Consider the following 22,131-nt stretch of genomic DNA (forward strand, 5'->3'; position numbering starts at 1 on the left):
GGATCAGTTCAGCGACAGCCAGCGTGTGGCGTGGGCGTCCATGAGGTTGTCCTCGTAGCCTTCCACGTTCGCGGCCACCAGCGCGCGCGACGAATAGGCCAGGATCGGGATGATCGCCTGGTCGTCCAGCAGGGTCTGTTCGGCCCCGGCCAGGATCTCCGCACGCTCGCCCAGATCCATGGTCGTCGCCGCCTTGTCCAGCGCCGCGTCGTAGTCGGCATTGCTCCAGCGCGAATAGTTGAAGGCCACGCCCGATTCATACAGCATCAGGAAGTTCTGCGGATCGTTGTAGTCGCCGACCCATCCCGCGCGGGCCATGTCGAAGGGGCCGTCCTCGCGCAGGTAGTTGAAGTAGGTCGTGCCCTCGACCTCGTTCAGGCGCGCGTTGATGCCGATGTTGGTCAGCATGTCGGCGATGGCGGCCATGGTGTTCTTGTGGTTCTCGCCGGTGTTGTAGCGCAGTTCCACGGTCAGGCTGCCGGGGGCCACGCCCGCTTCTTCCAGAAGGGCCTTGGCGTCGTCCTCGCGGTCGAACAGATCCTCGTCGGCGTAATCCACCGTCACCGCGTCGCCGTCATAGTTGGCGATGCCCGGAGGGACCAGCTTGTAGGAGGGCAGCATCGTGCCGGCCCACACCTCTTCGGCGATGAAGTCGCGGTCGATGGCCATGGAGATGGCCTTGCGCACGCGCGCGTCCTTCAGCGGGCTGCCCTCGGCGCCCTTCACGGGCAGGTAGTAGGTGCCAAGATAGGGGGCGATGCGCAGCGAATCCGCGAGGTTGGCCTTCACGTAGTCCATCTGCTCGGCCGGAACGTCGGTGCAGGTCTGAACCTCGCCCGCCTCAAAGCGGCGCATGCAGGCGGAACGGTCCTCGAACGGGATCCAGTTCACGCGGTCGATCGTCACCTGGTCGGCATTGTAGTATTCGGGGTTCTTCACCATCACGAGCTGCGAGTTCGGCGTGAAGGATTCCAGCTTGTAGGCGCCGTTGGTCACGAAGTTCTCGGGACGGGTGAACTGGTCGCCGAACTCCTCCACCGATTTCTGGTGCAGGGGCAGGGCCGCCTGGTGGGTCAGAAGCTCGATGAAATAAGGGGTGGGCGAATTCAGCGTGATCTCCAGCGTCTTGTCGTCGATCACGCGCACGCCCAGCTGGTCCACCGGCATCTTACCGCTGGCGATCGCTTCGGCGTTCTTGATCGCGAACAGGTTGGAGGCGTAGCCCGCCGCCGTCATCGGGTCCACGATGCGGTGATACGCGAACGAGAAGTCGCCCGCCGTCACCGGATCGCCGTTGGACCATTTGGCGTCGCGCAGGTGGAAGGTGTAGACGGTCCCGTCCTCGGACAGGTCCCAGGACTCGGCGATGCCGGGAATGGCCTCGCCCTTCGCGCTCTGGATCACGAGGCCGTCGAACAGGTCCTTCAGCACGCGGCTTTCGGACACCGTCTGTGTGTGATGAGGATCAAGCGTCGCGGGGTCGGTGTCGTTGCCGCGGTTCATCACCACTTCGGCCGACACGGCGCCCGCACCCAGCACCAGCGAAAGCGCCGATGCGGCCAGCAGATCACGCATTGTCATCTGTTCGTCTCCCTGAGGTCTTGTTGGAACCTGCCCCTTCTTTGTTTTTGGGCAGCGAGTCAACCTTTTCACAGCCCGACTGTTCTTTCCAGAGGCGTTTCACGGGGACGCTTTCCCTGGCCGGCACGGGCCGTTATGCTGATCGTCCCGACCAACGGAGCCTTCATGACCCCCGATCCCAGCCGCCGCATCCTTCAACTGATCGCCACGGACATCGCTGCCGAACCCCGGCAGGTGGCCGCCGCGGTGGAGCTTCTGGACGGCGGTGCGACCGTGCCCTTCGTGGCCCGCTACCGCAAGGAGGCGACGGGGGGGCTGGACGACAGCCAGCTGCGCACGCTGGCCGAACGCCTGTCCTATCTGCGGGAACTGGAGGCCCGGCGGACCGCCATCCTGGGGTCCATCCGCGATCAGGGCAAGCTGACGGGCGATCTGGAACAGCGCATCGCCGGCGTGACCACGAAGGCGGAGCTGGAGGACATCTACCTGCCCTTCAAGCCCAAGCGCCGCACCAAGGCGATGATCGCGCGGGAAAACGGCCTTCAGCCGCTGGCCGAGGCGATCCTGGCCAACCGCAACGCTGATCCCGCTGCGTTGGCCGCCGGTTTCGTGAACGCCACCGTGGCCGACACCAAGGCGGCGCTGGAAGGCGCGCGCGACATCGTGGCCGAGGGGCTGGCCGAGAACGCGGACCTTCTGGGCCGCCTGCGCGGCCACATGAAGCAGGCGGGCCGCCTCAGCGCCCGCGCGGTGGAGGGGAAGGAGACCGAAGGCGCCAAGTTCTCGGACTATTTCGCGCATGACGAGGATTGGTCGAAAGCCGCAGGGCACCGCGTGCTGGCCATGCTGCGCGGCCGGAACGAAGGCGTCCTGAACCTGGATCTGGCCGTGGACGCCGACGCGCCGCGCGGCCAAAGCCCGGCCGAGCGCATGACGGGCGCCGCGCTGAACGCCGCGGGTCCGGGACCGGGCGACGCCTGGCTGCGCGAGGCCGCGGCGTGGACGTGGCGGGTGAAGCTGAAGACCTCCCTCACGCTGGACCTGATGGCTGAACTGCGCGACCGGGCCGAGGCGGAAGCGATCCACGTCTTTGCCCGCAACCTGAAGGATCTTCTGCTGGCGGCCCCGGCGGGCGGCAAGGTCACACTGGGCGTCGATCCGGGCATCCGGACGGGCTGCAAGCTGGCCGTGGTGGACGCCACGGGCAAGCTTCTGGACACCGCGACGATCTATCCGTTCCAACCGAAGAACGACCTGCGCGGCGCGTCGGCCGAACTCGCGCGCATGATCCGTGCGCACGGGGTGAAGCTGGTCGCCATAGGCAACGGCACCGCCAGCCGGGAAAGCGAGAAGCTGGTGGCAGACGTCATCTCGGCCCTGCCCGAAAAGCCTGTAAAGGTGATCGTGTCCGAAGCGGGGGCCTCGGTCTATTCCGCGTCCGAACTGGCCTCGAAGGAGTTTCCGGGGCTGGATGTATCCCTCCGTGGCGCGGTGTCCATCGCCCGCCGCCTGCAGGACCCGCTGGCGGAACTGGTGAAGATCGAACCCAAAAGCATCGGCGTCGGCCAGTACCAGCACGACGTGGACCAGTCCCGTCTGGCGAAGCAGCTGGACGCGGTGGTGGAGGATGCGGTGAACGCGGTGGGCGTGGACCTGAACACCGCCTCCGCCCCGCTGCTGGCGCGGGTGTCGGGCTTGGGCGCGTCCTTGGCCGAGGCGATCGTGGCGCATCGCGACGCGGCGGGCCGCTTCAACACGCGCCGCGAACTTCTGAAGGTCGCCCGCCTTGGCCCCAAGGCGTTCGAGCAGGCGGCGGGCTTCCTGCGCATCCCCGACGGGAAGGAGCCTCTGGACGCCTCTTCGGTCCACCCCGAGGCGTATGACGTGGCGCGCCGGATCGTGGCGTCCTGCGGGCGCGACCTGCGCGGGTTGATGGGCGATGCGGTGGCGCTGAAGAACGTGAACCCGCGCGACTTCATCGACGAGCGTTTCGGCCTGCCCACCGTGAAGGACATCCTGTCGGAACTGGAAAAGCCCGGCCGCGACCCGCGCCCCGAGTTCAAGACGGCCACCTTCACCGAAGGCGTCGAACAGATCACCGACCTGAAGCCCGGCATGCTGCTGGAAGGCACCGTCACCAACGTCGCGGCGTTCGGCGCCTTTGTGGACATCGGCGTGCATCAGGACGGCCTTGTCCATGTCAGCCAGCTGGCCGACCGCTTCATCAAGGACGCGCACGAGGTGGTGAAGGCTGGTGACATCGTGAAGGTCCGCGTGACTGAGGTGGACGTTCCCCGCAAGCGCATCGGCCTGACCATGCGCAAGGACGGCGCCGCCACCGCACCGAAGCGCGAGGAGAAACCGAAGGTGCGCGGCCCCATGCAGTCCGGACCCCAATCCGGCGGCAATGCCTTTGCCGACGCGCTGAAGGGATTGCGCCGCTAGGAACCGCTTCACGGCCTGGACGTTTCCCTGATCCGAGCAAGGAGCATCCTGTGAGCCAATCCAGCGACACCTCTGAAAAAGAGGTCGTTCATGACGTGTCCCGCACCGAAGTGGAGGAGCTGGAGGAAGATCTGCCCTCGGCGGCCGCGGCCGTACACCAGCTGATCCGGGAGGATGGCGAAAAGGAGATGGAGCGCGACATCCGCGCGCTCCTCTGGTCGGCCATCGCGGGGGGCATCACGCTCAGCACCTCGATGCTGGCCCGCGCCGTGCTGGAGGCGCATCTTCCCGACACGGGCGCCGCCTTCCTGCTGGAGGCGGCGGGCTACACGATCGGCTTCATCCTTGTCATCGCGGCGGGCCAGCAGCTCTTCACCGAAAACACGGTAACACCGATGCTGCCGCTGATGACCTCGCCCACGCGGCGCAACCTGTTCAAGGTGTCACGGCTTTGGACGGTCGTGCTGTTCGGCAACATCCTGGGCGGGCTGCTGTCGGCGGCGGTCTTCGCCTTTCTTCCGCTGTTCAGCCCGGAGGTGGACACGTCCCTGGCGAAGATCGGCCACCACCTGATGGAAAACTCGGCATGGGAGATGTTCTCGAAGGGGATCATGTCGGGCTGGCTGATCGCGACGCTGGTCTGGACGCTTTACAGCTTCGAGAAGTGGACCCTGCCGATGATCTTCCTTGTCACCTACCTGATCGGCATCGGCGACTTCCCCCACATCATCGTGGGCGCGATCGAGGTGGCCTATCTGGTCTTCCTTGGCCAGCTGGGCGTGGTTCCGGCGATCTTCCAGTTCGGCATCCCGACGCTGCTGGGCAACATCGTGGGCGGCACGTTCATCTTCGCGCTGATCAGCCACGCGCAGGTGCGGTCCGAGGTGAAGACCTGACCCAGACGCTTCAGCGCCCGCCGAACAGGCGGGCGTATTCCGCTTCGGGCAGACCGTAAGAGGCTCCGGCCTCCGCCTCCAGCCCGGCACGGTCCAGAATGGTGATCTCCCCCCGCTCGGCCCGGATCAGGCCCTTGCCTTCCAGCAGGTGGGTGGCCACGGTCACCCCCGCGCGCCGGACGCCCAGCATGATCGACAGGAATTCATGCGTCAGGGCCAGCCGGTCCTCAGCCGTCCGGTCGTGGCACATCAAAAGCCAGCGGGACAGCCGCCGTTCGATGGTGGACTGGCCGTTCGACAGGGCGGTTTGGGTGATCTGCATCAGCATCGCATGGACGAACAGCAGGAAGTGCTGGCGCAATCCGGGGTGGCGCAGCAGAAGGTCCGCCAATTGGTCCGCCTCCATCCGCAGGGCGCGGCCCGGGACCTGCACGCTGGCTTCGGCCACGGCGCGGTCGCCGCCGGTCACGATGGACAGGCCGGTCATCCCCTCCCGTCCGAAAAGGCCCGATTCCAGCCGAAGGTCGCCCTTATCCACCGCCAGCATGGACCCGACGCCGTCCAGCGGGAAGAAGACGTGGCGGGGCCGTTCGTTCGGCACCTCCAGCACCGTCCGCAGGTCCAGGCGCCCAAGTTCCAGATGGGGTTCGATCACGCCCTGCAGCCGGTCGGGAAGGGTGCGAAGCAGGTTGTTCTGGCCCGAAGGGCCTGGCAGCCACCGGCTGGCGGCGCTTTCCGTCACGATGTCCGCGCGCATGGTCCGCCTCCCTGTGATCACTTGTCCTGTAATATGGGTTGTTCCGCGTCGTATGACAGCGTTAGTTGGCGAAAAGGGGACAATCATGCGGATGCCGGCGCAGCAGGCCACAACGCTTACGGTTGTGATGATGATCGGCGTGGCCTTTCTGAACGCGCTGGACGCCGTGATTGTGCGCCTTCTGGCGGGCGAAGTGCATGCCTTTGTCATCGGTTTCTTCCGCGCGCTGTTCGGGCTGCTGGTCCTGCTGCCCTGGATCTGGGGGCGGGTGGATCTGCGCGCCTCCCCCTATCGCTGGCTGCACGGGGTGCGGGCGGCGCTGAAGCTCGCCTCGCTGATCGCACTGTTCGTGGCCTATCAGCGCGCGTCCTTGCCGGACGCGACGGCCATCTTCTTCATGCTGCCCTTGTTCGTGATGCTGGGGGCCTGGCTGTTTCTGGACGAACGCATCGGCGGCCCGCAGATCGTGGCGCTGATCCTCGCGCTGGCGGGAATGGTCATCGTCGTGCGGCCGGGGGGCGCGGGGTTTGATCCGGCGCTGCTGTTCGCGCTGGCGGCGGCGGCGCTGACCGCTTCGATCCAGCTGATGCTGAAGCGGATGGCGACGCGGGACACGTCGGACCGGCTGGTCGCGTGGAACCTGCTGGCGATGACGGGGCTGGGACTGGTGCTGGCCCTGACTGTCTGGACGACGCCGACGCCCTGGCAACTGGTGCTTTTGTGCGCGCAGGGCGCGCTGGGCGCCCTGAACCAGACGCTGGTGACAAGGGCGCTGAAACTGTCGGATGCCAGCTTCGTGGGCCCGCTGGACTTCCTGCGCCTGCCCGCCGTGGCCCTTTTGGCTTGGGCGCTGTTCGGAGAGGTCGCGGGCGCCGCCACGTGGATCGGGGCGGGGCTGATCTGCCTCAGCGTGATCCTGGCCACGGGGGCGGTCCGCCGCCGGGGGGCCTGAAACCCGCTTGCCGCGCCCGTTCATCTGGGGCAGACCCGGCCCATGGCACGCCGCAAGAAACCCTCCCGCATTCCCGGTCTGCAAGTCTGGCTGATGGCCGCCGCCCTTGTGCTGGCGGGCTTCATCTTCGGGCGGGACGATCCGCAGATGCGCGACACCTTCTTCGACATGGCGGGACGGCTTCTGAAGGACGAACCGGCAACACCCTGTGAAACGGTGGCCGGCGGCGCGCGCATCATCGACGGCGACACCCTGGATCTGGACGGCAAGCGTATCCGCCTTTACGGCATCGACGCGCCGGAACGGGCGCAGACCTGCACGCGCGGCGGGCGGAACTGGAACTGCGGGACCGAGGCGACGGCCGCGCTGGTGCAGGCCATAGGCGACCAGCGCCTGACCTGCGAAAAGCGCGACATCGATCGCTACGACCGGATCGTCGCCGTCTGCCATGCAGGGCAGGTCAACCTGAACACTTGGATGGTGCGCAACGGCTGGGCGCTGGCCTACCGCCAGTATGGGGGCGAGATCTACGGCGCGAACGAGGCGGCGGCCAAGCGCGATCGCGCCGGCGTTTGGTCAGGACAGTTCGAAAATCCGTGGGACTGGCGCCGGTCGCACTAGGGGCGGGCGGTCACCAGCGGCCGCGGCGCCCTCTGTTCGGCGATCAGCGCCGGCACGAACAGAAGCGCGAACAGGACCACGATCGCGTAGTTGCTGGGCGAGCCTTCCAGCGGCACCACCGCACGGTCCAGATAATGCAGCGTGTAGATCAGAAGCACGTGCCAGACATAGGTCAGCAGCGAATGCCGCCCCAGGCAGACGATGGGCCGCAGCGCCACCAGCTTCTGCAAGAGGCCGGCGGCGATGTTCAGGGCGGGGGACCGCATCTCGCCCCCGCGGGCCAGCAGCCAGCCGATCAGCCACGCGGCGGCGATGAAGTTCAGAAGGTAGACGGGCCCGAAATCGGCCCGCTTTTCCATCATCACGAAGGAACTGATGGTGTCGCCGTCCAGCCAGCCATTGGCCGTGGCGATGCGCAGGGGGGCGAAGAACAGAAGAACCGCCACCGCCGCCACGGCCCAAGCCCGGTCCTTCGGAAAGATCCGGTCGGTGGTGATGTCGCCGCGCACCCACAACGCGCCCAAGATCACGCCCGACATGAACAGAAGCTGCCAGCCCATCGGGTCGAAGGCCATGCGCAGGCCCTGACCGTCGCTGGTGGCAAAGACGCGGTTGACCGCGCGCGACACCGGCAGCATCAGGCCCAGCTGCGACACCATCCACCAGATCGCCGTGATGGCCGCAGCGACCGGCCACCACCCCTTGCGGATCAGGACCAGAAGGGCGGGCGCGGCCAGCAGGTACAGGATGTATTGCGGCAGGATGTCCAGGAAGGTCGGCTGGAAGGCCAGCGTCAGGATGGCCGCCACCCGCGTCGGATCGTGCAGGCCCGTGGTGCCCAGCCAGTTGCGGAACGCCTCCAGCCCGAAGGGCAGGACGTCGCGGCAGATCATCAGCGCAAGGGTCAGGGACACGGTGGTGACCCACAGGATCATCGCCCGGCGGGCCGAGGACCGCCACACGAAGGGCAGGCCCCGCGTCTCTAGCCGCCGGAACTGCACCATCCCGAACAGCAGGCCCGAGATGAAGATGAAGCCCTGCGCGCTTTCCACGAACATCACGTGACGGAAGTGGATCTTCGACACCCAATGCTCCTGACGAAGCACCAGATGGCTAAGGGTCATCGTGATCAGGAACCAGCCGCGCAGGCCGTCGAGAGAGGATATCCGCGACATGCCCGCTTCCTACGGCGCGGAACCGCGACCGTCGAGGGGGAATGTAACAGTTTTATTCCGGCTCTTGCGTGCTTTCGGCGCGCGCAAGGCTCATGACGCGGGAGGTTTCCTCGGCAATGGCAAGGCCGGTGGCCACGCCGTCGGTCGGAACCGCGCCCGGATCCTCCTGCCCGTCGCGCAGGACCGACCGGTCGTCTAGACGTTCGGCCAGTTCGGGGTGGTCCGTCAGCGCCGCGGCCACAAGCTGGGCGAGGATCTTCCGGTGCGCGATGATCATGCCTTCCAGCCGATCCACGCGGTCTTCCGAACTGCTGTCGTGAGTTTCAATCGCCACGGGGCGGGTCCTTTCCGGCTGGCACTGTGGGGCGTTAACCGCCCGGCGCGTGTTCCAGTTCCGGCGAAAGGGTGGGGCGGCGCCGAAGGCCGGCGCCGCCCAAGGGATCAGTGGCCGAAGCAGAGCGCGGCGGGAAGGTAACCCGCGCAGGCCACCTGTTCGCCGCCCTCGTAGATCATGCGCAGGGCCACGAACAGGATCACCACAAGGCCGATCCAGGCGATGAAGCGGTACTTGTGCAGCAGGCGGGCGACCAGCGTGGCCGCGGCCCCCATCAGCACGACCGAGATGAGGAGGCCGATGACCAGCACTTCCACATGGTCGCGCGCGGCACCGGCCACGGCCAGCACGTTGTCCAGCGACATCGACACGTCGGCGATGATGATCTGGACCATCGCCTGCCAGAAGGTCTTCTTCGGGCCGCGGGCTGCCTTCTCGATGGCCTCGGCCTCCGATTCAGAGCCGCTCTCGCGGATCTCGCGGTACATCTTCCAGCAGACCCACAGCAGCAGCAGGCCGCCGGCCAGGGTCAGGCCGACGATGGCCAGAAGCTGGACCGCGACCAGCGCGAATAGGATGCGCAGAACGACGGCACCCGCGATGCCCCAGAAGATGACGCGCTTGCGGATTTCGGGGTCGACGCCTGCGGCCGCCATGCCGACGACGACGGCGTTGTCGCCCGCCAGAACCACGTCGATGAAAAGCACCTGCATCAACGCGTAGAATTCGGTGGTCAGGAAGGATTCAGTCAATGCCAGCACCCATGGGATCAGGACGGTGAGAAATTTCCCCACTCATCTCGCGATTCTCACGAAGTGTCGACAAAGAAGTGACCGATCGTCGCACCTTTGGCGGTCAGCGCCAGAAGGGACGGGCGGTTTCCTCCTGCGCCGTGTGCGCGTCAAGGCCCACATCGTCCAGCAAATGCGGGTCCAGACGGGCCAGATGGCGGCGCGTGGTGCGGCGCAGTTCCCAGCCCAGAACGGCGTGGGCCAGACGGAAAGCAACCCGTGCCAGCGGCGGCAAAGGCGTCGCGGGGGAGAGCAGGGAGGTCGCCGTCATGATCACACCTTGTGTTGATACAATATAGGGGTTAAAGCTCCTCAAGATATAGATTGTCTAATTATCGGCGGCGAGAAGTTTATTGTGACTGATACAAACTGGCGTCCGGACCTGACACAATACCCGGGCCCGAAATATCTTGCCTTGTCACGGGCGCTGCGGGACGCGGTGCGGGACGGGGTGCTGACGGCGGGCGCGCAGCTTCCCACGGTGCGCGATCTGGCGTGGAAGCTGGAGATCACGCCCGGCACCGTCTCGCGCGCCTATCAACTGGCGACGCAGGAAGGCCTGCTGGCCGCCACCGTGGGCCGGGGCACCTTCGTGGCCGCGACGACGCCGCAGCTGGGCCCGACGCAACCCTTGTTCGTGGAAAGCGCCCTGATCGCGCAGGGCGTCGTCGACCTGCGGTCGCCCTCTCTGCCGCATCTGGGGCAGGCGGGGGCGATCCGCGCGGCGTTCCACGCCCTCGCCGACCGGATCGAGGATGACTATGTCGACTATCCCACGCAGGTGGCCGAAACCGATCTACGGCAGGCCGTCGTCCAGTGGGTGGCCGACCGCCGCATGGGTCCGGTGGAGGAGGAGGACGTCGCCCTGACCCATGGCGGGCAGGCGGCCATCAACCTGATCATGAACTGCTGCCTGCGCGGCGACCGTCCGGTGGTTCTGGCCGAGGATCTGGCCTATCCCGGCTTCCGCCACGCCGCCCGCCTGTCGCGCGCCGAAACCGTGGGGGTGGAACTGGACCAGCACGGCTTGCGCCCTGACGCGCTGGAGGCCGCCTGCCGCCGCCACAAGGCGCAGATCCTCTGCGTCACGACCGAGGCGCAGAACCCCACTGCCGCCCGGATGCCCGAACACCGCCGGTCGGAAATCGCGCTGATCGCCCGCGCCTACGATCTTCAGGTGATCGAGGACGATTGCTACTCGGTGTCGGAAAGCGCCTATCCGATGATCCGGGCGCATGTGCCCGAACGGACGTGGTATGTCGGAAGCTGGTCGAAATCTGTGTCGGCCGCGCTGCGGTTCGGCTACGTGATCTGCCCGCGCGGCATGGGCACGGCGGGACGGATGACGGCGCAGCATGTCAGCTTCGCCATGCCGCGCCCCATCAGCGAACTGGCGCTGGAGCTGTTGCAGAACGGCACCGCCCACACCCTGCGCCAGCGCAGCCAGGCCGAATTCGCCGAGCGTCTGGACCTGATGGTGCGCGCACTGGACGGGCAGGACATCGCGTGGCAGCCGGGCCTTCCCTTTGTCTGGCTGCGGCTGCCCGCCGGATGGCGCGCCTCCACCTTCGCACGCATGGCGCAGGCGGCGGGCATCCTCGTCCGTTCGGCCGACGAATACGCGCTGGTGCACGGCCACGCCCCGAACGCCGTGCGGCTTGCCGTGGCCGGAGCCGTCCCGCGCGAGCGGTTCGAGCAGGCGATGCACCAGATCCGCGACCTTCTGCTGAGCCCGCCGGCGGAGCTTATCGTTTGACCTCTGCGTGAACCTGACCCGTTAAGCGACGGAAAGCGCATGGAATTTCCCACTGTGACCCTGATGTGAAAATATCACGTCCGGCCGAAAATGCGCTTGTCGCCGCCGCGCCCGCTGTGCAGAGTCGGGCGGACAGACGAACGGACAGGGGAATCCATGGCACGACGCGCCCAAGGCGCCGAGGCGGAGGCGAAAGGCGGCCTCCTCCTCATCGCACCGCCTGCGATCTATGCGCTTTTGCTGCTGCTGGCGCCGCTGCTGCTTCTGGTCGTCTACAGCTTCCTGACCGACGGCTATCTGGAGATCGTGCGCGACTTCACCTTCGCCAACTATCACGAGGCGTGGACCAATCCGCTTTATCGTGGGGTGATGCTGCGGTCGCTGATCGTGTCGCTTCTGGTCACGGTGGCCACGGTGCTGCTGGCCTTTCCCGTGGCTTATTTCGTCAGCTTCCACGTGGAACCCAGCCGCAAGTCCACCTGGCTGTTCCTGATCACCATCCCGTTCTGGACCAGCTACCTGATCCGGGTGTTCCTGTGGAAGGTGATCCTCGGCTACAACGGGGTGCTGAACGCGGGTCTGATGAAGTTCGGCCTCATCTCGGAACCGCTGACCTTCCTTCTCTACAACACGAACTCGGTCGTGATCACGCTGGCGCACGCCTATGCGCCCTTCGCGATCCTGCCGATCTTCGTGGCGCTGGAAAAGATCGACCGCTCGCTTCTGGAAGCGTCGCAGGATCTGGGTGAATCCCGGATCGTGACCTTCGGGCGCGTGACGCTGCCTTTGGCAATGCCGGGTGTGGTGGCGGCGGTGCTGATCGTGTTCATCCCGACCATCGGCGACTACGTCACCCCGCAACTGGTCGGCGGGCCCGAGGGGCGGATGGTTGCGAACCTGATCCAGCTGCAATACCTGCGGCTCGACAACTATCCGCTGGGCTCGGCGCTGGCCATTTCCGCCATGGGCATCGTGGCGGTGATCAGCGCCATCTTCCTGCTGTTCACGCGCCGCTATCTGAAAGGGACGAAATGAAGGGGGGCGTCTTCCGCATCTACACGATCGGCTATCTGCTGTTCCTGTACGCGCCGGTGGTGCTGCTGCCGATCTTCGCCTTCAACGACGGCACGGTCATCGCCTTCCCCCTGCAGGGCTTCACCACCCGCTGGTTCACCCAGATGTGGAGCGAGCCGGGCCTGTGGCCGGCCCTGAAAAACTCGCTGATCATCGCGGTGTCCACGGCCATTTTGTCCACCGTGCTGGGCGTGCTGGCGGCCCGCGCGTCCACCCGCTACCGCTTCCCGGGCAAGGCGCCGGTGATGGGGCTGATCATGCTGCCGCTGGTCCTGCCCGAGATCATCGTGGCCGTGTCGCTTCTGGTGGTGCTTCTCGGCATCGGGATCCCGCTGTCGATCTTCACCGTCATTCTGGGCCATGTGCTGATGACGACGCCCTTTGCTATCGCGATCCTGACCTCGGCGTTCCAGGGCCTTGACCGGTCGCTGGAAGAAGCCGCCTACGACCTTGGCGAAACGCCGGTCAGCGCCTTCCGGCTGGTGATCCTGCCTTTGGTGATGCCGGGGATCATCTCATCCATGCTGATCTCGTTCACGCTGTCATTGGACGAATTCATCATCGCCTTCTTCCTTGGCGGCACGCAGGTGACGCTGCCCGTCTACATCTTCTCGCAGTTCCGCTTCCCGGCCTCGGTCCCCGTGATCATGGCCCTGGGCACGATCCTTGTCGCCCTTTCGGTGCTGCTTCTGACCGTTGCTGAATATTACCGCCGTCGCGGCATCGCGAAATCCGGCGGCAAGGATACCGGAGGCTTCCTGTGATCCCGAAATCCCCCATCTCCGACAAGCCGATGATCGAGTTTCGGGATGTTCACAAGTGGTATGGCGACTACCACGCCCTGCGCGGCATCAGCGCCACCATCCGGGAGGGGGAGTTTTTTTCGCTTCTGGGCCCGTCGGGCTGCGGCAAGACCACGCTGCTGCGCACCATCGCGGGGTTTGAGGGCATCTCGGAAGGCGTCGTGCTGGTGGACGGGCGCGACATGGCAGACGTGCCGGCGAATAAGCGCCCGACCAACATGGTGTTCCAAAGCTACGCCATCTTCCCTCACCTGACCGTGGCCGAGAACGTGGCCTTCGGCCTGCGCCGCCAGCGCCTGCCCAAGGCGGACCTTGCGCAGCGGGTGGAAGAGGCGCTGACCATGGTCGGCCTGAAGGGATACGGCGCGCGGGCCGCCCATGCGCTGTCGGGCGGGCAACGGCAGCGCGTGGCCTTGGCGCGGGCGTTGATCCTGAAGCCGAAGGTGCTGCTGCTGGACGAACCCCTGTCCGCGCTGGACAAGAAGATGCGTGAACAGATGCAGGTCGAACTGATCCGCCTGCAGCGTCAGGTGGGCATCACCTTCGTCCTCGTCACCCATGATCAGGAAGAGGCGCTGGTCATGTCCGACCGCATCGCCGTCATGTTCGAGGGCGAGATCGCCCAGCTGTCCGACGCGGAAACCCTGTATCGTCGCCCCAACTCGCGCCGCGTGGCGGAGTTCATCGGCACGATGAACTTCCTTCCGGCCGAGGTGGTGTCCGAAACCGAGCACGCGGTGGAGGTGGAGGCCCAGGGCTTCGGCCGCCTGACCGTGACCCCGGATCAGGTGGCCGATGATGCCGACACCGGCACCGCCGTGGGCTTCCGCCCCGAAATCCTGACCCTGCTGTATGAAGGTCAGACCGCGGCGGACCGCGAGGTGTCGGCCACGGTGGAGGAGGTCGTCTATTACGGCGACATGACCTATTACGACGTGCGCATCGACGGCACCGAAAAGCCCATTCGCCTGTCCGCGCGCAACGTCTTCGGCCGTCCGGTCTTCGATCTGGGCATGCGCGTCCGCGTGGGGTGGAGCCCGGGGGCCCTGATCCTGTTCCGCTAGGCGTCCTGCGGCAGAAGGCCCAGGCCGCGCAGGTAGATCCCGATCCCGGCCTCCAGCAGATCCTCGGCCGGGAAGGGGGATCGGGCGTCGCCGCGGGTGAACAGCTCCACCACCCCATGGCTCATCGCCCAGACATGGGCCGAGAACATGGCCGGCGGCGGGCGCTTTGCGGGCGGGATGTGCACGGACAGGCGGGCCGCGGCCTGTTCCAGCACCGCCGTGCAGGTCTGCGCAGATTTGGCCAGATCGGGATGCTTCTGGATCGACAGCCCGCTTTCGAACATTGCCTTGTAGTGGCCGGGGTATTTCCGGGCAAAGGCCAGATAAGCGCGCCCGACGGATTCGAAGGCCGCCAGCGCCGTGGGGCGGCCGTCGTCAAAGGCGTAGGTCATCAGCGCGCCGAAGATGTCATAGCCCTGACGCGCCACCTCCACGATCAGCTCGTCCCGGCCGGTGAAGTGGCGGTAGACGGCGGCCGGCGTCACGTCGGCCAGCTTCGCCGCCTCGGACAGGGTGAAGCCCTGCGGACCCTTTTCGGCGATCAGGGTCAGCGCGGCCTCCACCAGCGCCTGACGCAGGTTGCCGTGGTGATAGCCGCGCCTAGCCACGGATCTCCGGCCCTCCGGCGATGCGGGGATCGGGGGTGCCGATCAGGGCGTCGTCGCGGTCTTCATAGGCCACGGCGCGCAGCACGGTCTGGATCGCCGCGATCCGCGCCCGCTTCTTGTCGTCGGAGCGGATCACGGTCCACGGGGCCACGGCGGTGTGGGTGCGGTCCAGCGTTTCGTCGATCGCCTGGGTGTAGTCGTCCCAGCGGGCCAGACCTTCCACGTCCACCCGGCTCAGCTTCCACTGCTTCAGGGGGTCCGCCTCGCGCGCAAGGAAGCGGCGCAGCTGTTCGGCACGGCTGACGTTCAGCCACAGCTTCACCAGCACGATCCCGTCCTCCACCAGCATCTTCTCGAAATCCGGGGCCTGACGGAAGAAGCGTTCGCGCTCGGCATCCGTGCAGAAGTCGAAGACCTTTTCCACCACGCCGCGATTGTACCAGCTGCGGTCGAACAGCGCGATCTCGCCCTCCGCCGGCAGGCGTTGGGCATAGCGCTGGAAATACCATTCCCCCTTTTCCCGGTCGGTCGGGGAGGCGAGGGCCACGACGTTCGCCACGCGCGGGTTCAGGTTCTCGCGGATCGCGTTGATCGTGCCGCCCTTGCCGGCCGCGTCACGCCCCTCGAACACCACCAGAACGCGCTTGCCCGTCGCCTTCACGTCGGCGGCCATACGGACCAGCTGGCGCTGAAGCCCGTCCATCTGCGCCTCGTAGTCCTTGCGGCGCATCTCCTCCTCCCACGGCCAGTCGGGGGCAAGGATGTCGTCCTTGTCCGCCTTGCGGAGGACCTTGCGGATGTCGGCGGGGGCGCCGTCTTCCAGATAACGGGTGATGGCGCCGTCAAAGGGCAGGGTCATGGCAGGCTCCTTCTCGTGGATCGCGGGCTCGTGGGTCGCAGGATCGCGGGGCGTCCTCCATCACTTGGCGCGCGCGGCGGCGCGGTCCACTGCGGCGACGGCTTCTTCGGGAATGACATGGTGCAGCATGTGGCCCACGCCCGGCGCCGCCGTCACGCGGACATTGGGCAGCGCGGTCATCTGCAGCGATTCGATCTTGTAGTCGACCACGCCGTCGGCCAGCCCGTGCACGATCTCGATCGGCATGTGCAGGTCGCGGTAATGCGGCGCCATCAGCCACAGATGCGCCTTCAGCGCGTTCAGCTGCCGCAGATTCGCGCGGATCGTGTCCACCCGCAGCGCCAGTTCCGCATCCGTGCTTTCGACGTAATCCGGGGGCGGATCGTTCGGCTGGAACAGGTTCTTCACCACGCGGTTCAGCGCCCAGTCGGGCATGAAGGCCGCGACGAAAGGCTCCGCCGTCGCCTCCCCCACGGGGGTGGATGCGAAGCGCGACAGCCAGTCCAGCCCGCCGTCCCAGGGCAGCACCGCGCCCGCCAGCAGGACCACGGCCCGCGTGTGGCCCGGATCCTCCAGCGCCCAAGCCATGGCGACGGCGCCGCCATAGCTGTGGCCCAGAACGATGGGATCCTTGACCCTCAGCTGCGTGGCCGCCGCGCGCAGGTAATCGGCCTGCACCAGCGGGCTGTTGCCGTCCTTGCCCAGATCGGAGGAGTAGCCGAGGCCCGGCCGGTCGAAGCGGATGACGCGGTAGCGGGGGGACAGGCGGCGGGCCAGATCCTCCATGTCGCGGGTCGATCCGCTGGCGCCGTGGATCAGCACCACGTCCGGCCCCCGGCCCGAGATTTCGGCGTGCACCGTCGCGCGCCCCACCTGCACCATCTGCCCCTGCGGGGGGTTACGCGCCTCGATCCGCTCGGCGCGGGCGTTGGCCAAGGGCCCGCAGGCCGTCAGCAGCAGGCAGAGGCTAAGTGCCGATCGCTTGAATGTCATAGGGCGTGGTCTGGTATATCTCGTTGATCCAGTTGCCATATAGAAGATGGGCGTGGCTTCTCCAGCGGTTGCGCGGGCGCTTGGCGGGATCGTTGTCGGGATAGTAATCCTCGGGCACCGATACGGGCGTGCCGGAGGCCACGTCCCGGTCGTATTCCTGCTTCAGCGTGTCGCTGTCATATTCGAAATGGTTGAAGATGTAGAGCGCGCGATGCGCCGCATCGGCCACCAGGCAGGGGCCGACGCGGTCCGATCCCAGCAGCGTCACCAGCCCCGGCTTCGCGTCGATCTCGCGCTGGTCCATCTCGGTCCAGCGGCTGACGGGGATCACGAACTCGTCCGAAAAGCCGCGCAGGAAGGGTGAAGTGGGGGCGAGGTTGTCGTGGCGGAAGCAGCCGAAGGCCTTGGCGTCCAGCATGTGCTTCTGCACGCCGTGGAAATGGTGGATCATCGCCATCCCGCCCCAGCAGACGCCGAAGGTGGAATGGACGTTGGTCTGCGTCCAGGCGAAGACCTCGCGCAGTTCGTCCCAGTAGGTGACCTGCTCGAAGGGCAGATGCTCGATCGGGGCGCCGGTGATGATCAGGCCGTCGAACTTCTCGTGCCGCACCTCGTCGAACGACCGGTAGAACTCAGCCATGTGCTCGGCCGCGGTGTTCTTTGTCTGGTGTTCGGTCATGCGGATCAGGTGCAGGTCGATCTGCAGCGGGGTCGATCCGATCAGACGGGCGAACTGGTTCTCGGTCTGGATCTTCTTGGGCATGAGGTTCAGAAGGCCGATCCGCAACGGACGGATGTCCTGCATGGCCGCCCGGCCCGGCGACATGACCATCACGCCTTCGTTCGACAGGATGTCAAAGGCGGGAAGGTTTTCGGGCAGGGTGATGGGCATGATGGGACCTCGTTGCAGAGGCCCCTATTTACGCGCTGGCCGCGCGGTTTTCCAGCGCCTGCGCGATCAGGGCGTCGAACCCTTCGGCATCGCGCAGTCCGGCCACTTGTTCGGCCGTCACCGTCACGCCCCAGCGGGCCATCGCGGCATAGCGTGGCTGGCGGTGCGCCAGCGCGCGGGCATAGGTCCAGCGGATGAAGTCGTCGGGATCGACCTGAGCCTCCTCCACGTTCTTCTCCGCCAGATAGGCGGTCCAGCAGGCGGTCAGGAAGGCGGGCTGGTAATACATCGGCTTCGGCGCGCGGTCGAAGCGGCGGACCAGTTCGGCAGTGTGCGCCTCGGAGCCCTTGATCCAGACCATCAGCAGGTTCGACGACAGCTCGCGCATCACCGGATCGTCGGGGTTGTCCGGATCCACCACCTCGCAGATCGACCCGCCCGAATCGCAGACGAAGTTGGCATAGCCGTAGAGTTCGCCCGCGCGGCGGATGAAGTGGGTCGTGTCCAGAAGGGACGCGATCTCGGCCTGACGGTGCTGGTCCTGCCGGTGGCGGTATTCGTCAAGGGGCAGGCCGCCCTTTGCCGGATCGCCGGGCTTGCCCAGATAGGTGGACAGGGGGGCCAAATTCTCGAACGCGATGTTGGATCCGATATGGACCGAATCCGTCATCAGCAGTTCGCGCAGGAAGGGGACCTTCATCGCCTCGCGCTTGAAGTTGTCGGCGATGTGTTCGCCCATGTAGCGGGTGCCGATGCGGTAATCGACGGAATAGTGGAACCAGTCGCCGCTGCCGCGCAGCAGGCTCGCGATGTGGGTCTTGCCCAGGCCGGACATGCCGAACAGCAGGACGCGCTTGGGATCGGCGCGCCAGGCGCCGGGGGTGGGCAGGGTCATGGCAGGCTCCGTGGTCGGAAATGGGAAAGAACGCGGCCGTCCAGGATCAGAAGGCCAAGGCCGATGGCCGCGAAGCCCGCAAAGGCGCGCAGGGGCAGAACCTCGTCCAGCACGAGGGCGCCGAGCGTTACGGCGATGGGGGCCACCAGCAGCGTCACGAGGCTGGTGTTCCCGGCGCCCGCGGTGGCCAGAAGGCGGTAGTAGATGAGGTAGGCCAGCGCCGTGGATGGGGCGGCCAGATACAGGATCGCCAGCGCGCCGGTCATCGTCGGCATCGTCGGAACGCCTTCCGTCGCGGCCGCCACCACCGTGCCGATCAGGGCCGAGCAGCCGAGCATTCCGGTCGCCACGACCACGGGGGCCATGCCGCGCCCCACGCGACGCCCGATCGGCCCCGACACGGCGTAGCTGATCGCCGCACCCACCAGCGCCAGTTGCGCAAGGGACGTCAGGTCGATCTGCCCCAGCAGACTGGGCCCGATGACGATGACGACGCCGGCAAACCCCACGAGCACGCCCACCAGCCGCCGCGGCGTCAGCCGTTCATCCGCCAGCACCATCGCCGCGATCACCACCCCGAAGATCGCGGTGGAGGCGTTGATGATGGAGGCGAGGCCCGAGGGCACCGTCAGTTCCGCCCAGGTGATCAGCGTGAAGGGGATGGCGTTGTTGAACAGCCCCAGCGCCATGAACCCCGCCCAGGATCGCCCGTCCGTCGGCAGGCGCAACCCACGCCAGCGGATGACGGCCAGAAGAAGAACGAACGCCCCAAGACAGCGTAGCGCCACGACCCAGTGCGGGCCCATGCTGTCCAGCGCCAGCCGGATCGCCAAAAAGGACCCGCCCCAGAACAGGGCCACGATAGCAAGGTCGGCCCAGTTGCGGGGGGAAAGGCTGCGTTGTTCCATGCCGCAGTCCTAGCAGCCCCGTTTCCGCTGGGCGAGATGGAATCAGATGCGCGCCTGAACCCAGTGCGCCACGCCGTACGGGCTGGGGAGGGAGCCGAAGGCGAGGTCTGCCAGCGTCAGCCCCGCCGTGGCGGCCCACAGGGTCAGCAGGACGGCCACGCGGCACGCTTCGTTCCCGGACACGCGGAACACCGGGACGGGCATCGGGCCCAGCCACACCGCCCCCATCATCACCGTGTATTCGGCTGTTCCAAGCCATTTGGCGCTGCGTCGCACGAAGTCGATCATGTTCTGCCCGATTGTCCTGATTTGTCCAAGGCCTACCACGGGACGGCACATCCGCGAAGGGTCGGGGGCGAAACCTCACGAAAATTTTGGGAACCGGTGGCTTATTGATCGCGTTGCGTAGCTTGCTGTGCAGAATGCGGGCATGACCGGATTGATCTATGCCGCCGCCGCCCTTGCCGAAATCGCCGGATGCTTCGCCTTCTGGGCTTGGCTGCGTCTGGACCGGTCGCCGCTGTGGACCCTGCCGGGAACGCTGTCGCTGATCCTGTTCGCGCTGCTTCTGACGCGGGTGGAGGCGGACGCCGCAGGGCGGGCCTATGCCGCCTACGGGGGCGTCTATATCGCCGCCTCGGTCCTGTGGCTGTGGCTGGCCGAGGGGGCGCGCCCGGACCGGTGGGACCTGATCGGGGCGGCGGTGTGCCTGTGCGGGGCGGCGATCATTCTGTTCGCGCCCCGCGGCTGATGTCGCGGTCCCGCGCCGGCCTGGGCCGGACGCGGGGTCATTCCCACTCGATCGTGCCCGGCGGCTTCGAGGTGATATCGTAGGTCACGCGGTTGATGCCCTGCACCTCGTTGATGATGCGGGTCGCGGTTTCGCCAAGGAAGTCGTGCGTGAACGGGTAGTAGTCCGCCGTCATCCCGTCGACCGAGGTGACCGCGCGCAGGGCGCAGGCGAAATCGTAGGTGCGCCCGTCGCCCATCACGCCCACGGTGCGGACGGGAAGGATGGCGACGAAGGCCTGCCAGATCTCGTCATAAAGACCGTGCTTGCGGATCTGGTCGATATAGACGGCGTCCGCCTTGCGCAGGATCTCCAGCTTTTCGCGGGTGATCTCTCCGGGGCAGCGGATGGCCAGACCGGGGCCGGGGAAGGGGTGGCGGCCGATGAAGCTGTCGGGCAGGCCCAACTCGCGGCCAAGGGCGCGAACCTCGTCCTTGAACAGCTCACGCAGCGGTTCGACCAGCTTCAGGCCCATCTTTTCCGGCAGGCCGCCCACGTTGTGGTGCGACTTGATGGTGACCGAAGGCCCGCCCGAGAAGGAGACCGATTCGATGACGTCAGGGTACAGCGTGCCCTGCGCAAGGAAGGTGGCACCCCCGACATCGGCCGCGTGCTTCTGGAACACGTCGATGAACAGCTTGCCGATGATCTTGCGCTTGGTTTCCGGGTCCGACTGGCCTTCCAGCTGACCGAGGAACAGCTCGGATTCGTCGGCGTGGATCAGCGGCATGTGGTAATGGTCGCGGAACATGGTGACGACCTGCTCGGCCTCACCTTGACGCAGAAGGCCGTGATCGACGAAGACGCAGGTCAGCTGATCGCCGATCGCCTCGTGAATCAGGACGGCCGCGACGGATGAATCGACGCCGCCGGACAGGCCGCAGATGACCTTCTGGTCGCCCACCTGTTCGCGGATCTTGCGGATCGCCTCTTCGCGATAGGCGCCCATGGTCCAGTCGCCGGTGAAGCCCGCGAGCTTGATGAAGTTCTCGTACAGCTTGGCGCCGCGCGGGGTGTGGTGCACCTCGGGGTGGAACTGCACGGCATAGAAGTGGCGCGACACATCCGCCGTGATGGCGAAGGGCGCGTTGGGCGAGGTGCCGTGAACCTTGAAGCCCGGCGCGATGGCCGAGACGTGGTCCCCATGGCTCATCCACACCTGTTCGCGCCCGTCAGCGGCGCCGAACCAGCCGTCCAGCAGGGGGATCCGCTCCTCGGACGGGGTGACGAAGGCGCGGCCGAATTCGGCGGTGCCGTGGCCGCGTTCCACGCGGCCACCCAGGCAGTGCATCATCACCTGCTGGCCATAGCAGATGCCCAGCATCGGCACGCCAAGGTCGAACACGCCCTTGGGCGGCATCGGCGCCCCTTCGGCAAAGACCGAGGAGGGCCCGCCCGACAGGATCACCGCCTTGGGCGCGAACGCGGCCAGAAAGGCGTCGTCGACCTTGTTGAACGGGTGGATTTCGCAATAAACGTTCAACTCTCGCAGGCGGCGCGCGATCAGCTGCGTCACCTGGGAACCGAAGTCGATGATGAGAAGGCGGTCATGCTGGGTCATGATCCCGGCATTAGGCACAAAACCCCTTATTGGCAAGGGGTCAGACGAGCCTCGGTTGCAGGCGCGCCTCGGCCATCAGGGCGATCAGCAGCTCCACATGCCGCGCCACGGAATAGGAGGCGTCGCCGGCCATGCGCGTGGCCTCCATCACGGCTTCCTTTTCCAGCAGCTGGGGCAGCGCCGATTCGGGGCGGGCGTGGTCGGTCAGGCGGCGCAGGTCGCGGTCGCGGCGGTAATCCTCGATCCCCAGACGGGCGGCGCGCACCAGAAGGCGGGGACGGGACAGGGTGGCCAGAAGGGTGCGGAAGTCGGTCATAATGTGTCTCCAATGTGGCAGACACCTTATGCAACGGGTTTCGGGGGCGTTGCGAAATGC

Annotated in this window: 24 protein-coding genes; 9 read left to right on the top strand and 15 right to left on the bottom strand. The window is 66.5% G+C overall.

The features are described from left to right. Positions 1–3: 3 nt before the first annotated feature. Entirely contained in the window at positions 4–1,581 is a 1,578-nt protein-coding gene (locus PIJ50_RS05425) for a peptide ABC transporter substrate-binding protein (protein WP_271973405.1), read from the bottom strand. A gap of 165 nt (positions 1,582–1,746) precedes the next feature. On the opposite strand from PIJ50_RS05425, the gene PIJ50_RS05430 reads away from it, so the two are divergent. Together PIJ50_RS05430 and PIJ50_RS05435 are read left to right on the top strand one after the other, a co-directional pair. Further along, on the top strand, positions 1,747–4,026 hold the full coding sequence (locus tag PIJ50_RS05430; protein WP_271973407.1) for a Tex family protein: 2,280 nt from the start codon (positions 1,747–1,749) through the stop codon (positions 4,024–4,026). A gap of 50 nt (positions 4,027–4,076) precedes the next feature. Beyond that, complete coding sequence (locus PIJ50_RS05435; RefSeq protein WP_271973409.1) at positions 4,077–4,922, top strand: formate/nitrite transporter family protein; 846 nt, start codon at positions 4,077–4,079, stop codon at positions 4,920–4,922. 10 nt (positions 4,923–4,932) lie between these two features. On the opposite strand, the gene PIJ50_RS05440 is transcribed toward PIJ50_RS05435, so the two are convergent. Next, positions 4,933–5,679, bottom strand: a complete 747-nt coding sequence (locus tag PIJ50_RS05440; RefSeq protein WP_271973411.1) for a Crp/Fnr family transcriptional regulator — start codon at positions 5,677–5,679, stop codon at positions 4,933–4,935. Between the two features lie 85 nt (positions 5,680–5,764). Here PIJ50_RS05440 and PIJ50_RS05445 point away from each other — a divergent pair, with 85 nt between their 5' ends. Together PIJ50_RS05445 and PIJ50_RS05450 are read left to right on the top strand one after the other, a co-directional pair. Then, positions 5,765–6,631 carry a DMT family transporter gene (locus tag PIJ50_RS05445; protein WP_271973412.1) on the top strand — a complete coding sequence of 289 codons (867 nt, stop codon included), beginning with the start codon at positions 5,765–5,767 and terminating at the stop codon, positions 6,629–6,631. Positions 6,632–6,673: 42 nt separating this feature from the next. Further along, positions 6,674–7,252, top strand: a complete 579-nt coding sequence (locus PIJ50_RS05450) for a thermonuclease family protein (RefSeq protein ID WP_271973414.1) — start codon at positions 6,674–6,676, stop codon at positions 7,250–7,252. Here PIJ50_RS05450 and opgC read toward each other — a convergent pair. The 4 genes from opgC to PIJ50_RS05470 form a co-directional block, all read right to left on the bottom strand. Continuing rightward, positions 7,249–8,427 (bottom strand): OpgC domain-containing protein, encoded by a 1,179-nt coding sequence (gene opgC, locus PIJ50_RS05455; RefSeq protein ID WP_271973416.1) that lies wholly within the window; start codon positions 8,425–8,427, stop codon positions 7,249–7,251. The genes PIJ50_RS05450 and opgC overlap by 4 nt on opposite strands. 52 nt (positions 8,428–8,479) lie before the next feature. Next, on the bottom strand, positions 8,480–8,761 hold the full coding sequence (locus PIJ50_RS05460) for a hypothetical protein (protein ID WP_271973427.1): 282 nt from the start codon (positions 8,759–8,761) through the stop codon (positions 8,480–8,482). A 107-nt stretch (positions 8,762–8,868) separates the two neighbouring features. Further along, on the bottom strand, positions 8,869–9,513 hold the full coding sequence (locus PIJ50_RS05465) for a TerC family protein (protein WP_271973429.1): 645 nt from the start codon (positions 9,511–9,513) through the stop codon (positions 8,869–8,871). 103 nt (positions 9,514–9,616) lie between these two features. Beyond that, positions 9,617–9,823, bottom strand: coding sequence for a DUF1127 domain-containing protein (locus PIJ50_RS05470; protein ID WP_271973431.1), 207 nt, complete (start codon positions 9,821–9,823; stop codon positions 9,617–9,619). 84 nt (positions 9,824–9,907) lie between these two features. Between PIJ50_RS05470 and PIJ50_RS05475 the strand changes: the two genes are divergently transcribed. From PIJ50_RS05475 to PIJ50_RS05490, 4 genes are all read left to right on the top strand, one after another. Further along, entirely contained in the window at positions 9,908–11,308 is a 1,401-nt protein-coding gene (locus PIJ50_RS05475; protein ID WP_271973432.1) for an aminotransferase-like domain-containing protein, read from the top strand. A gap of 156 nt (positions 11,309–11,464) precedes the next feature. Then, positions 11,465–12,343 carry an ABC transporter permease gene (locus PIJ50_RS05480; protein ID WP_271973433.1) on the top strand — a complete coding sequence of 293 codons (879 nt, stop codon included), beginning with the start codon at positions 11,465–11,467 and terminating at the stop codon, positions 12,341–12,343. Then, the gene (locus tag PIJ50_RS05485) at positions 12,340–13,146 is read left to right on the top strand and encodes an ABC transporter permease (protein WP_271973435.1); all 807 of its coding nucleotides are present in this window, start codon (positions 12,340–12,342) and stop codon (positions 13,144–13,146) included. The genes PIJ50_RS05480 and PIJ50_RS05485 overlap by 4 nt, the downstream gene beginning before the upstream one ends. Before the next feature lie 29 nt (positions 13,147–13,175). Beyond that, positions 13,176–14,249 (top strand): ABC transporter ATP-binding protein, encoded by a 1,074-nt coding sequence (locus tag PIJ50_RS05490; protein WP_271973801.1) that lies wholly within the window; start codon positions 13,176–13,178, stop codon positions 14,247–14,249. On the opposite strand, the gene PIJ50_RS05495 is transcribed toward PIJ50_RS05490, so the two are convergent. From PIJ50_RS05495 to PIJ50_RS05525, 7 genes are read right to left on the bottom strand one after another with little or no spacing between them, the layout of a single operon-like run. Continuing rightward, positions 14,246–14,857, bottom strand: a complete 612-nt coding sequence (locus tag PIJ50_RS05495; RefSeq protein ID WP_271973436.1) for a TetR/AcrR family transcriptional regulator — start codon at positions 14,855–14,857, stop codon at positions 14,246–14,248. The two genes, PIJ50_RS05490 and PIJ50_RS05495, sit on opposite strands and share 4 nt — an antisense overlap. Then, the gene (gene ppk2 / locus PIJ50_RS05500; protein WP_271973437.1) at positions 14,850–15,716 is read right to left on the bottom strand and encodes a polyphosphate kinase 2; all 867 of its coding nucleotides are present in this window, start codon (positions 15,714–15,716) and stop codon (positions 14,850–14,852) included. The genes PIJ50_RS05495 and ppk2 overlap by 8 nt, the downstream gene beginning before the upstream one ends. Before the next feature lie 60 nt (positions 15,717–15,776). Then, positions 15,777–16,709, bottom strand: coding sequence for an alpha/beta fold hydrolase (locus PIJ50_RS05505; RefSeq protein WP_271973439.1), 933 nt, complete (start codon positions 16,707–16,709; stop codon positions 15,777–15,779). Beyond that, positions 16,684–17,601 carry a homoserine O-acetyltransferase MetA gene (gene metA / locus PIJ50_RS05510; RefSeq protein ID WP_271973441.1) on the bottom strand — a complete coding sequence of 306 codons (918 nt, stop codon included), beginning with the start codon at positions 17,599–17,601 and terminating at the stop codon, positions 16,684–16,686. Before metA ends, PIJ50_RS05505 begins: the two co-directional genes overlap by 26 nt. A gap of 28 nt (positions 17,602–17,629) precedes the next feature. Beyond that, positions 17,630–18,496: an ATPase gene (locus PIJ50_RS05515; RefSeq protein WP_271973442.1), complete on the bottom strand. Its 867-nt coding sequence runs from the start codon at positions 18,494–18,496 to the stop codon at positions 17,630–17,632. Next, positions 18,493–19,404, bottom strand: coding sequence for a DMT family transporter (locus PIJ50_RS05520; RefSeq protein ID WP_271973444.1), 912 nt, complete (start codon positions 19,402–19,404; stop codon positions 18,493–18,495). The genes PIJ50_RS05515 and PIJ50_RS05520 overlap by 4 nt, the downstream gene beginning before the upstream one ends. A 42-nt stretch (positions 19,405–19,446) precedes the next feature. After that, positions 19,447–19,692: a hypothetical protein gene (locus PIJ50_RS05525; RefSeq protein ID WP_271973445.1), complete on the bottom strand. Its 246-nt coding sequence runs from the start codon at positions 19,690–19,692 to the stop codon at positions 19,447–19,449. Between the two features lie 142 nt (positions 19,693–19,834). On the opposite strand from PIJ50_RS05525, the gene PIJ50_RS05530 reads away from it, so the two are divergent. Next, entirely contained in the window at positions 19,835–20,155 is a 321-nt protein-coding gene (locus tag PIJ50_RS05530) for a YnfA family protein (protein ID WP_271973446.1), read from the top strand. A 37-nt stretch (positions 20,156–20,192) separates the two neighbouring features. Here the strand turns inward: PIJ50_RS05530 and guaA are convergent, their stop codons facing one another. Next, positions 20,193–21,755 carry a glutamine-hydrolyzing GMP synthase gene (gene guaA / locus PIJ50_RS05535; protein ID WP_271973448.1) on the bottom strand — a complete coding sequence of 521 codons (1,563 nt, stop codon included), beginning with the start codon at positions 21,753–21,755 and terminating at the stop codon, positions 20,193–20,195. 40 nt (positions 21,756–21,795) lie between these two features. Beyond that, positions 21,796–22,071 (bottom strand): DUF6477 family protein, encoded by a 276-nt coding sequence (locus PIJ50_RS05540; RefSeq protein ID WP_271973450.1) that lies wholly within the window; start codon positions 22,069–22,071, stop codon positions 21,796–21,798. Positions 22,072–22,131 lie beyond the last annotated feature (60 nt).

It is taken from the genome of Falsirhodobacter sp. 20TX0035 (assembly GCF_028307215.1).
In the GTDB taxonomy this organism is placed as follows: Bacteria; Pseudomonadota; Alphaproteobacteria; order Rhodobacterales; family Rhodobacteraceae; genus Falsirhodobacter.

Coding starts and splice junctions, on each gene's coding strand:
- PIJ50_RS05425 (WP_271973405.1), bottom strand. CDS start 1,581: ATGACAATGCGTGATCTGCTGGCCGCATCGGCGCTTTCGCTGGTGCTG.
- PIJ50_RS05430 (WP_271973407.1), top strand. CDS start 1,747: ATGACCCCCGATCCCAGCCGCCGCATCCTTCAACTGATCGCCACGGAC.
- PIJ50_RS05440 (WP_271973411.1), bottom strand. CDS start 5,679: ATGCGCGCGGACATCGTGACGGAAAGCGCCGCCAGCCGGTGGCTGCCA.
- PIJ50_RS05445 (WP_271973412.1), top strand. CDS start 5,765: ATGCGGATGCCGGCGCAGCAGGCCACAACGCTTACGGTTGTGATGATG.
- PIJ50_RS05450 (WP_271973414.1), top strand. CDS start 6,674: ATGGCACGCCGCAAGAAACCCTCCCGCATTCCCGGTCTGCAAGTCTGG.
- opgC (WP_271973416.1), bottom strand. CDS start 8,427: ATGTCGCGGATATCCTCTCTCGACGGCCTGCGCGGCTGGTTCCTGATC.
- PIJ50_RS05470 (WP_271973431.1), bottom strand. CDS start 9,823: ATGACGGCGACCTCCCTGCTCTCCCCCGCGACGCCTTTGCCGCCGCTG.
- PIJ50_RS05480 (WP_271973433.1), top strand. CDS start 11,465: ATGGCACGACGCGCCCAAGGCGCCGAGGCGGAGGCGAAAGGCGGCCTC.
- PIJ50_RS05485 (WP_271973435.1), top strand. CDS start 12,340: ATGAAGGGGGGCGTCTTCCGCATCTACACGATCGGCTATCTGCTGTTC.
- PIJ50_RS05490 (WP_271973801.1), top strand. CDS start 13,176: ATGATCGAGTTTCGGGATGTTCACAAGTGGTATGGCGACTACCACGCC.
- ppk2 (WP_271973437.1), bottom strand. CDS start 15,716: ATGACCCTGCCCTTTGACGGCGCCATCACCCGTTATCTGGAAGACGGC.
- PIJ50_RS05505 (WP_271973439.1), bottom strand. CDS start 16,709: ATGACATTCAAGCGATCGGCACTTAGCCTCTGCCTGCTGCTGACGGCC.
- metA (WP_271973441.1), bottom strand. CDS start 17,601: ATGCCCATCACCCTGCCCGAAAACCTTCCCGCCTTTGACATCCTGTCG.
- PIJ50_RS05515 (WP_271973442.1), bottom strand. CDS start 18,496: ATGACCCTGCCCACCCCCGGCGCCTGGCGCGCCGATCCCAAGCGCGTC.
- PIJ50_RS05520 (WP_271973444.1), bottom strand. CDS start 19,404: ATGGAACAACGCAGCCTTTCCCCCCGCAACTGGGCCGACCTTGCTATC.
- PIJ50_RS05525 (WP_271973445.1), bottom strand. CDS start 19,692: ATGATCGACTTCGTGCGACGCAGCGCCAAATGGCTTGGAACAGCCGAA.
- PIJ50_RS05530 (WP_271973446.1), top strand. CDS start 19,835: ATGACCGGATTGATCTATGCCGCCGCCGCCCTTGCCGAAATCGCCGGA.
- guaA (WP_271973448.1), bottom strand. CDS start 21,755: ATGACCCAGCATGACCGCCTTCTCATCATCGACTTCGGTTCCCAGGTG.
- PIJ50_RS05540 (WP_271973450.1), bottom strand. CDS start 22,071: ATGACCGACTTCCGCACCCTTCTGGCCACCCTGTCCCGTCCCCGCCTT.